Origin of the sequence: Gimesia panareensis (assembly GCF_007748155.1) — a bacterium.
Classification (GTDB): Bacteria; Planctomycetota; Planctomycetia; order Planctomycetales; family Planctomycetaceae; genus Gimesia; species Gimesia panareensis.
The window spans coordinates 4,278,865-4,286,202 of the sequence record NZ_CP037421.1 but is presented as its reverse complement, the minus strand read 5'-3'; the positions used below and the strand labels follow the sequence as shown (position 1 = coordinate 4,286,202).

The 7,338-nt window shown below is 54.3% G+C and carries 4 protein-coding genes and 1 pseudogene; 1 reads left to right on the top strand and 4 read right to left on the bottom strand.

Annotated elements, in window-relative coordinates; genetic code table 11:
- Positions 1 to 217: 217 nt before the first annotated feature.
- The gene (locus tag Enr10x_RS15835) at positions 218 to 2,137 is read right to left on the bottom strand and encodes an exo-alpha-sialidase (protein WP_145450643.1); all 1,920 of its coding nucleotides are present in this window, start codon (positions 2,135 to 2,137) and stop codon (positions 218 to 220) included.
- A gap of 70 nt (positions 2,138 to 2,207) precedes the next feature.
- A complete protein-coding gene (locus tag Enr10x_RS15830) occupies positions 2,208 to 3,305 on the bottom strand; it encodes a twin-arginine translocation signal domain-containing protein (RefSeq protein ID WP_145450642.1) in 1,098 nt (365 codons plus the stop codon).
- Between the two features lie 220 nt (positions 3,306 to 3,525).
- Here Enr10x_RS15830 and Enr10x_RS15825 point away from each other — a divergent pair, with 220 nt between their 5' ends.
- A complete protein-coding gene (locus tag Enr10x_RS15825) occupies positions 3,526 to 5,121 on the top strand; it encodes an arylsulfatase (RefSeq protein WP_145450641.1) in 1,596 nt (531 codons plus the stop codon).
- Positions 5,122 to 6,028: 907 nt separating this feature from the next.
- On the opposite strand, the gene istB is transcribed toward Enr10x_RS15825, so the two are convergent.
- Both istB and Enr10x_RS15815 read right to left on the bottom strand, forming a co-directional pair.
- Complete coding sequence (gene istB / locus Enr10x_RS15820; protein WP_145447830.1) at positions 6,029 to 6,823, bottom strand: IS21-like element helper ATPase IstB; 795 nt, start codon at positions 6,821 to 6,823, stop codon at positions 6,029 to 6,031.
- Between the two features lie 2 nt (positions 6,824 to 6,825).
- Positions 6,826 to 7,338: pseudogene (locus Enr10x_RS15815) on the bottom strand (hypothetical protein); the annotation flags it as partial.

Below are 7,338 nucleotides of genomic sequence, written 5' to 3'. Positions count from 1 at the left end.
CCATACACTGCAATCTTTCCTACTCCAAATAAGACCCCGGGTAGCCCCGAATGTAATTCGGGGTGAGCGTAGCGATTAGGAAACTGTCAGTACAACCGCACGAATAGCCTGAAATATTCCCAGCCTCCGCACACATCCTTCCAAATACATACAGGTACCGTATGGTACGATTGAGACGTTACACGGCATTCTCATCTGGAGTCATGATTAAAGATCTCTAGTCGTCAGACTCCTCGTAAAACCAGGACAACGGAATCGAACGAAAACGCGACGAGATCTTCTGGTCCGGATCGCTGACATAATAACTCATGATGGCCCGGCCCTTGTAAAAGATCAGGCTGATGTAGGAATAGCCGTGGTCGGCATCCGTCTCCAGGTTCTTTTTCAACTTCCAGGTCTGTCCTTCATTATCGCTGATCGCGACGGTCAGCGGCGCCCGCTGTCCGCCGTGGCTTTTGGCGTTCGGATCAAAGTTGTCGTTCCAGACCAGCATCAAATCACCCGTCGAAGGCACGCGACGCAGTGTCGCCGGCGCTTCCGGAGCACGCACACCCCACGAGGCAGGCGTACTCCAGGTGTTGCCGCCGTCTCCGGAAATGCTGGAACCGATATGCCCAAACTGGGTACGGAAGATCATCAGCACCTTGCCATCTTTGAGCTCAAACACCTCCGGTTCCATCGCGCCCCGTTTCGCATAATCAACGCTCCCTTTGGATTGTCTCCAGGTTTTGCCCTGATCGTCCGAGATAAAGCAAGTGCAGACAAAATGATTGACCTTGCCCACATCGGCAGTCGAAGCGACCGGCGCCAGCCAGCGTCCACTGGAGAGAATCGTGATCCGGTCGTTGTTCATCACGTGATAGCCGGGGGGAGTCGTAATTTCGATCGGCGGTCCGAATGTTTTGGCATTGTCATTAGAAATCTTCAGATACGCCTTCAGATCTGAAAGCGTGTTCTTCTTCAAGTAAAACAGCCCGATCGGACGTTTCTCATGCAGCGGACTCGCCAGGTAGCGGAGCGTAGCGGACATCACATTCTTCTTGCCCGTATTTTCCTGCAGCACGCGTGGTTTACTCCAGGTGCGGCCTCCGTCCATTGACTTCTTTCCGATAATCCGGGCTGTCGCGAAATCGGAATGACTGCCGACGAACTGTGTCGTCGCATAGAGCAGAGAACCATCGTTCAAGGGCAGGATCGAACCTTCGCTGTAGCGGGGATACTCAGTTGAAGCTTCATAGACATCGGTGACGACGATTTCGTCTTTCGGAGGCTCGCTTTTTGCCAGCACGATCAGCGCCTGGGCCGCCCGGATCCGTGCATCCAGATTTTCGTCGCTCAGCTGCTTAATCAGTTTGTCTTTCAGGTTACTCGCGCCTGCTTCTCCCGCGAAGATAGCCGAGTACGTTTTCACCGCGGGATCGCTGCTGGAATGATTCCGTTTGACCGCCTCCAGACCTTCCGGATCCCCCAGCATCGCCAGGGCACATTCAAAGTAGCAGCGGGTGAAAGCATCATCGGTCCGTTTCACATTCGCTCTGAGGGCGGGGATGTCCTGTTTGTCACCCACACGGGCAATGATCCAGGCCGCGATACTCGCCGTTTTAACATCGGGGTCTTCCAGATATTTTCGTACCACTTCAAACGCTTTTGGATTTCCCCAGCGGCAGAGCAGGGCGGCTGCCATCATCGCTTTCTTGGGATTCTCCGACTTCATCGCTGCCCGGATCAGGAAGCCGTCACCCAGTTCATTGACTTTGTACAAAGACTCGCAGGCATGCACATGTCCGTAAGGATTCTTCCCTGCCAGAATCTGGAACATGATCGCGGCTTTGGAACGATCTCCCGCACGGACCAGCTCGCGCGCCAGTCCGCAGCGGTGCTGGTCGTCTTTGTCGGTCTTCAGTTTCGGCTCCACGATCATACGAACTTCCGCTCCTTTCCCGGCCAGCGTCAATGCCTCGGCGGCGTGCATCGAAGGCCAGAACTCATCACTCTGAATCGCTGCCCGCAGCACTTCCAGGCATTTCTTTTCCGTTTCCGGACTGAGCTTGATTTTCGGGGCCGGCGAATCGGCAGCAGCCAGCGTGAACGAACAGGTTGAGAACAGGAGAGTTAATAGTAAAAGTGTGCGTTTCATGTTGTGATTTCTAGTTCCAGGAAAGGAGTAAGGTGCGCTTTCTGAATGTTAAAAAGTTTCGCGAGCCATGCTAGACCAGTCGTTTAAGTCTGCTGACACGACCGGTGGCCACCCATTCAGCAACGAAGATATTGCCGTCCTGGTCGAAGCAGGCATCATGCGGATGCACGAAGCGGCCCGCCTGCCATTTCTCCGGGGTTTCCCGCATCCGTGGCTTGGCGGTTTTCATCGCTTTGGCCCATTCAGGATCCTGTCCCAGGTGCGCAATGACTTTATTCTTCCCGTCGAGCAGCGTAATCCGGGATGCCAGATCGGGTACCAGCAGCAGATCCTCGTAGGTGTCCAGGTTCGCAGGCAGGATAAAGCCGGTCATCGTTTCCAGGTGCTTGCCATCCAGGGTGAACCACTGCAGCCGGGCATTCGCACGATCCGCAACAACGACAGACGGCTCACGTCCCGGACGAGCGTCGATCCACAGTCCGTGCGGCAGATTGAATTTACCGTCCTCTTTCCCCTGGCCACCAAACGCGAAGAGCCATTTTCCGTCTTTGTCATAGCGGTGGATCTCGTAAGCCCCATACCCGTCGGCCAGATAAAAGCCCCCGTCCGGATGAAATGCGAAGTTGGTTGGCAAGAAACGATCGCGGCCCCACACCTTCTTGGGATGCGTCGCTTCGCCAGAAGCGTAAAACCCGGAAACCATCGGTGCATACTTCTGCCAGACCGTTTCCCCCTTGAGGTCCAGTTTGGCGAACGTTTTCAGATGCTGATACGCGGTCACATACAGAAACTGCTCGTTCCCTTCCTGACGGACTTCCAGGCCATGTCCGCCCCCCTGGAACTGACTGCCGAACGAACGCACATATTTTCCCTGGGGATCGAATACAAAAATCGAAGGATGATCGGTCTGATCGGCCCGTCCTTCATGGATCACATACACGAAGCCGTCTTTGTCGATGGCAACATTGTGCGTCGTCTGCCAGGTGAATTTTGAGGGGAGTTTCGCCCAGTTGTGCGTGACTTTATACTGGTGATCACCCGAACCGAGAACGACACGTGAATCGGTTTTTGAGGCGGCATGGATCGCGGGAGCACCGAACAGGGCCGCCGTGGTGCCGGCAGCGGTGGTTTTCAGAAAGTCGCGGCGTGACTGATTTGATGCAGACATAAAAGGGCTCCCGAGCAGCTGGTGAGAGAAAAGATTGGTAAAGTTGTTTATTAAAATGTAACCTCTGCTGAGACCCAGATCAATTCGGAACTCGCCGGTTCCCGCATTTCCTGAAACGCCCTCCGGCTGGATCGTTCTCTGGTTGAGTCTGCTGAAACGGCTCTTTACAATAGATCCCGAATCCGACCGACTCCTCTTTTTGTTCATGAAATAGACAACCATGTTTAAACTGCGCTCATCCCACCATCTCATTGTTTGTCTCACAATCCTGGTCCTGTGCTTTTCTGGCGGTTCGCTTTCGGCCGCGAAACGTCCCAATATCATTCTGATCATGTGCGACGACATGGGCTTTTCGGATATCGGCTGCTACGGAGGCGAAGTCGATACTCCCAATCTGAATCAGCTGGCAAACGAGGGAATGCGGTTCACCCAGTTCTACAACAACGCCAAATGCACGACGACGCGGGCTTCGATTCTGACCGGACTTTATCCCCGCTTCGGCAAAGGGGGACATCTTCGCCAGAACATGGTCACCCTCGGGGAAGCGATGAAAGTCGCCGGCTATCAGACCGGTCTCAGCGGAAAATGGCACCTGATGAAAACCAAGGGTTACGCCAAAAGCGAAGTGCCGGGCGGCTGGCTGAACCGCTATGACAAAACCACGCACCCGTTCTTTCGCGGTTTCGATTCGTATTACGGCGTCCTGGATGGCTGCTGCAACTTCTTTGATCCGACGATCTCCGATCCCCCTTACAAGCGGGCCGGCATCCGCAGTTTTGGGCAGGATGCAGGGGCGGTCACCGAATTTCCGAAAGACTACTACACCACCGACGCCTTTACCGATCACACACTGGGCATGATTCGTCGTTACAGTCAAAATGAAAAACCGTTCTTTATTCATCTCTGTTACACAGCGCCTCACTATCCTCTGCATGCGAAACCGGAAGACATCAAAAAGTATGTCGGAAAATTCAAAATGGGGTGGGAGCAAATGCGGAAAGACCGCTGGCAGCGTCTGCAGGAACTCGGTCTCGCCGGAAAAAACTGGTCGCTCTCGGAGGGGGACAGCCGAAGTTACGACTGGGAAACTGCCAACCAGGACTTCGAAGATCTGCGGATGGCCGTCTATGCTGCGATGATCGACTGCATGGATCAGAACATCGGCCGCATCCGTCAGACATTGAATCAAACCGGACAGCTCGACAATACCTTAATCGTTTTCCTTTCCGATAACGGGGGCTGCAGTGAGGAACCGGGCGGACGCGACCCGAAAGTTCGTCATCCCGGCCCGAAAGACGATTACGTCGCCGTCGGTCCCGCCTGGGGCTGGGCCCAGAACTCCCCCTTCCGCCGTTACAAGTCGTGGGTTCACGAAGGGGGCATCTCTACTCCCTGTATCGCCTGGTGGCCCGGCAAAGTCCCCGCCGGTACGATCAACCGCAGCACCGCACATATCATCGATCTCCTGCCCACCTTCCTGGAAATCGCAGACACCAAATATCCAGAGACTTACCAGGGACACGAACTGCTCCCCCTGGAAGGGACCAGCATGCTGAGTCTGCTCAAAGGGGAAAATAAAACACTCCATGATTCACTGGCCTGGTACTGGTCCAGCAACCGGGCGCTGAGACAGGGACCCTGGAAACTGGTCTGGGACAAAGATGTCAAACAATGGGAGCTCTACAATATCGGTGATGATCGTTGTGAAATGAAGAACCTCGCGGACAATCATCCCGATCGCGTCCAAAAGATGGCACAGGACTGGTTCACCTGGGCAGACAAAGTCGAACTGGGACCCAAAGTCAAATCGAAATAATAGTCGTGAAGATCCAAACTTCATGAGGTCAATCTGATCTCCTGGTACTGAGCGGCAAGGCGCTAGGTAGCGTTTCTTAATTCGGATGGTATATAGCAAAGTCGTTTCAACCGGGGCTAACGCCCTGCGGCTAATTTGGCTTTTCTGTTGTTGAAGTCCTGAAAACAAGAGTAACAGCACACCCTCGGCCAAGGTGAATACTTACATAGCTAAAGCTATAGACCTCAGAATCACTCTCAGAACTATTAAATAAACGCTACCTAGCCGCCGGTATTGTATGCTGGCTTCGGCTGTGAAACCGGTGGCTAGCGCCATTCCGCTCAAATAAATCGGGGCACCCCGAATGCAATTCGAGGCGAGCACCGCGAGCAGGAAACTGACAGAGCAACGTTTCAAATGGCCCGCAATAACTCCTACCCTCTGAGCGATCGGGTGCCACTGTCGGCTTGCCCGACAGTGCAGCTGGTCTAAACAGATCCCACCTCACATAACCTCCCTCACGACTGAATAAACTGGACTGGACACAGATCTGCTCCTGACCAGAATGCCTTGTTCTGCGTCGCGCGCGCGAGCAACGATCTTTTTTCACTACTTTTTCACGGGAACACTCAGAATCAATGACACAGACACACTATAAAACCCTCTGGTTTCAGCACGATTTGAAAAACAACTGCTCATCGATGCACACCGTTTCTGGTCAACTTTTACCGCTTTTAACCGCATAAAATCCGCTGATTGCCAGCAATGTCGCGTTTTATCACGAACTCCCGCAGAACCAGCCAGGGGGAATCAGATGACATGTAAACAGCGGCCAGAAAACGTAGCGCGTGCCGGTTGAAAACCGTAGCGCTGTCTGTGCAGGATTCGTCCTGATGTGGCTGTTTGGGGACGAATGCGTGGTCTTTTGTTATTTCGTCAGTCGCGGTTGCTTGCTTGAGCTTTTTGTGTGCCGCCGTTTGGCGTCCTGTAACCGGTAACTTTCACCAGTGGTTTCCAGGATATGGCAACGATGGGTGAGCCGGTCGAGTGTGGCCCCCGTCAGCCGTTCGCTGCCCAGGACCTCGGTCCAGTTTTCAAAGGGGAGATTGGTCGTTACGATCAGGCTGAAACGTTCGTAAGCCGTGCTGATCACGTCGAACAGCAACTCGGAGCCGAGTTTACTTGCGGGGACATATCCCAGTTCATCCAGAATCAGCAGATCGAGTTTCGCGAGCTGCTTTTTCAGGCGGGTTAACTCCCGCTGTTCGCGGGCTTCCATTAACTGGGTAATCAGTTCTGTGACCTGGTAAAAGCGGACCCGCTTTCCCTGGCCGCAGGCGGCAATCCCCAGGGCGACTGCCAGGTGCGTCTTGCCGGTGCCGGAATTGCCCACCAGCAGGATATTCTCCCGCTGCTCGATAAACTCACCCCGCATCAGTTCGCTGACCAGCAGTTTGTTGAGGCCGGGCTGGACCTGAAAATCGAACGTTTCCAGGGTCTTATACGTCGGGAACTTCGCGGCCTTCAGACGTCGTTCCGCGGCCCGGCGTTCCCGTTCAATCAGTTCCAGTTCACATAACTGTAACAGGAATCCCAGATGGTCGACATTGTCAGTGGCACAACGGGCGGCGATCTTTTCGCATTCTCTGAGGATGGTGGGCAGCCTCAGGTTCTTGAGATGGTGCTGCAGCAGCACCAGGCTTTTGGTTTGTTTTCTGGTCACGTTTAACCTCCGATTAACAGGGACTGGTAAGCAGAAACATCCGTCTGTGCCACCTGTACCAGCTTCAGGTGGGGACGGCCTTCCAGGCTGAACAGAGTCAGCGGTGACTCCTGCTGGTATTCCAGAATCAGGCGAATGGCAGAAGCGCGGGTCGCATCAATGTCCAGCGCGTATTCCACCGCACGCTTCAGTGCGGATAACGGATGGTGTTCCAGCAGGCGCAGCACCTTGATGAACTCCCGCGTGCCGTCTGACTGCAGTTCGGCTTCCAGCCGACGGCGGAGAATGCCCAGACAGACCGGCAGATCCCAGTCTTCCAGGGGGCGGGCATGATCAAAGCCTCCCGGCTTCCGTTCCAGTAAACTCAGGTAATGAATCGGGTTAAAACGGGTCTGTTCCCGTCCCCAGTCCCGCTGGTGCCGGGCGATTAACGTCTCTGTAAACAGCGGCCAGAAAACGTAGCGCCTGTCGGGTAGTGGCAAATCGGTATAAAAACGTAGCGCCCAGATGACCAC

Bases quoted from the DNA above. Each gene is read 5' to 3' on its own strand.
- Enr10x_RS15825 (WP_145450641.1), top strand. From the start codon at position 3,526: ATGTTTAAACTGCGCTCATCCCACCATCTCATTGTTTGTCTCACAATC.
- Enr10x_RS15835 (WP_145450643.1), bottom strand. From the start codon at position 2,137: ATGAAACGCACACTTTTACTATTAACTCTCCTGTTCTCAACCTGTTCG.
- Enr10x_RS15830 (WP_145450642.1), bottom strand. From the start codon at position 3,305: ATGTCTGCATCAAATCAGTCACGCCGCGACTTTCTGAAAACCACCGCT.